Source organism: Lentilactobacillus parakefiri, assembly GCF_002157585.1.
Lineage (GTDB): Bacteria > Bacillota > Bacilli > Lactobacillales > Lactobacillaceae > Lentilactobacillus > Lentilactobacillus parakefiri.
In genome coordinates this window covers 1,396-3,683 of the sequence record NZ_BDGB01000042.1, presented here as the reverse complement: position 1 = coordinate 3,683, position 2,288 = coordinate 1,396, and the positions used below count along the sequence as shown (strand labels likewise).

3 protein-coding genes are annotated in these 2,288 nt (G+C 37.7%); all 3 read right to left on the bottom strand.

Annotation, left to right across the window (positions count from 1 at the left end; all coding sequences use genetic code 11):
• Positions 1–158 precede the first annotated feature (158 nt).
• Entirely contained in the window at positions 159–866 is a 708-nt protein-coding gene (locus LPKJCM_RS13025) for a BTB/POZ domain-containing protein (protein ID WP_057961927.1), read from the bottom strand.
• 17 nt (positions 867–883) lie between these two features.
• Positions 884–1,918: an McrB family protein gene (locus tag LPKJCM_RS04020; RefSeq protein ID WP_057961928.1), complete on the bottom strand. Its 1,035-nt coding sequence runs from the start codon at positions 1,916–1,918 to the stop codon at positions 884–886.
• Positions 1,919–2,044: 126 nt separating this feature from the next.
• Positions 2,045–2,288, bottom strand: a 244-nt coding sequence (locus LPKJCM_RS04015) for a transposase (RefSeq protein ID WP_153152590.1), incomplete at its 5' end; no start/stop codon positions are given.

The following is a 2,288-nucleotide window of genomic DNA, read 5'->3' as shown; positions in this document are numbered from 1 at the left end:
TGGACAGCCCTAGTTCACAAAAGGTTTCGATTTTAATTCGTTCGGAATAGGTTATACTAGACAAAAGATCAGCTCCTAAAAGATGGGTTTGTGGTAAACACCATTTTAAAGGAAGCTGATCTTTTTTGTCCGAACAGCGTTCGGATTAATTTTACAATCTACCGTAAAGGTATTTTAACGTCCAACGGGGTACTAAAAGAATTGATCACTGTTATTGCATCATTTACGTGCGTAACAGCGTCTCGAAATTTTTGATGATTTTCCGAAATTGAGTTTACTTTTGTTTCAAAAACCAATCTTTTTTGTGGATCAACGCTAGTCATTGCATATCGGCTCCAATTAATGTTGCCCATTGGACGTTTTTCGCTTTTTTCTAAACTATCAAAGCGCCGCCAAGAATGTTCTCGAATAACTATATCAAATTTTGTAATAACATCTTGTGCCAGAACATATTGGGGTGCCATTGTACCGTTCAATCTTGTTAGTTTTAAAAGTTTTGACTGGTCAGGCACTAAATCAAAATTTGCATATCTTGATAAATTAAAAGTCCATTTAAACCAGTCACTATCAGTGGGACTACCTAACTGATAACGAGGCTTAACAATCAAATCCGTCATATATTTGCCATTCCCTTTATCCGGCATACGAATTGGAATAGCCCCAATTAGTTCATTGGCTTTAAAATGAATTTTACCGTTTTCATTATAAGCATCAACATGCAAGTACTTGAAGGCATCTCGGTTCAACCGAAGAAACTTATCATTTGATTCATTCACATATCGAGTATCTGCTAAAATCGAAGATGGTAATTTATAGACATTATCAGCAAACGTTTGAAGTTGAATAATTGAAATGTTCTTGTTCATGAATGAATCACCTCGTATTATAAATAAATCGGCTCATTTATTTCGTCCACAAAGAACTGATTAAACTGATTTTCGGCACCTGATAAAAATCCACTTTCAAGATACTCGCGAATTAGTGGAAGAAGCTCATAACGTATCCTTTCTTCAAAATGTTGACCTGGTCTTGTAATAAAGTAGGCTTGTCCAGGTTGCAACGGCAGTTCTGCACTCGTAGCATACATCTCAAAGATGGATTGAAAACGCTCAAATTCTTTTTTATGAAATTGCTCTCCATCCAAAAGTTCCTTATTGGAAATTTCGTGAGGCTTCATTGTATACCAAGCAAACCTTCTCCTCAATGCAAAATCAACCACAGCTAAAGAGCGATCAGCCGTGTTCATAGTAGCAATGACCCTTAAATTCTTGGGTAGCCTACTTAAGGATAACGTATGATGCAAAATTCCCTTTATGTCCTTACCGTCTTTCCCAAGGATGATTTGCGGTCGATGTTGTATATTTGCATCTTCAAACAAATAAAAGGACTCACCCAGTACATTGCTAAGATTAGCCCTGTTAATTTCGTCAATGATAAGTAGTGTCTTCTCATCTGGTGCGTCTTGGGCACGTCTAATCGCTTTAATAAACGGTCCCTCTTGATATCGATAGGATAACTTATCATTAACTTCAGTTGGCTGATAACCCCCTACAAAATCTGAGTAAGTAGTTTCGGCATGAAACTGAGTAAAAATAACATTTTGGGAGTTATATTTTTCAGCAATTTCAGAAGCGAGCAGTGTCTTCCCAGTACCGGGTGCTCCTTGTAAAACAACATAATGTCTGCTTTCCAGTAAATGTAAAATCGTTTGAACGTCTAAATTCCCCTTATTCGATCCATTAGGCACCGAATTTCTAAAGTATTCAACGTTTTTACGCTCTTTTTGGTTGGAAGGCCACCCTCTCATCTCCGCATATATTGAAATCATTGCTTTATAGATTCGCCAAAAGTCCTGATTCTCATCAATAGAGTCATCAGCTAGTGTCGGTTTATCAACAAATACTGCAAACAAATCCATTGGGTGACTATTAATATCATCGGCTGCATACTGTCTTTCAATCCTTCTCAGCTCAGGCTTATTTGAATCGTCGGCAAAGTTTAGAGCACAAAAGCATTCAATATTTTTTTCATTCTTAGAAGCTGTCTAAAATCTCTTAAGTAATAGTGCTAAAAACGCTAAAACGACCATTTGCAGACTGGTGGTTAATTGACGCTCACAATTTTTCCAAAGTCGCCGACAATTCTCTAGCCAACTAAAAGATCGTTCGACTACCCAACGTTGGGGCATGACTTCGAATCGATGCAACTCATTGCGCTTCGCAACCTGCACGGTTGCGTTTAAATTACTGGCTACATCGAGCTGAAAATTAACGCCTGAATAACCACCA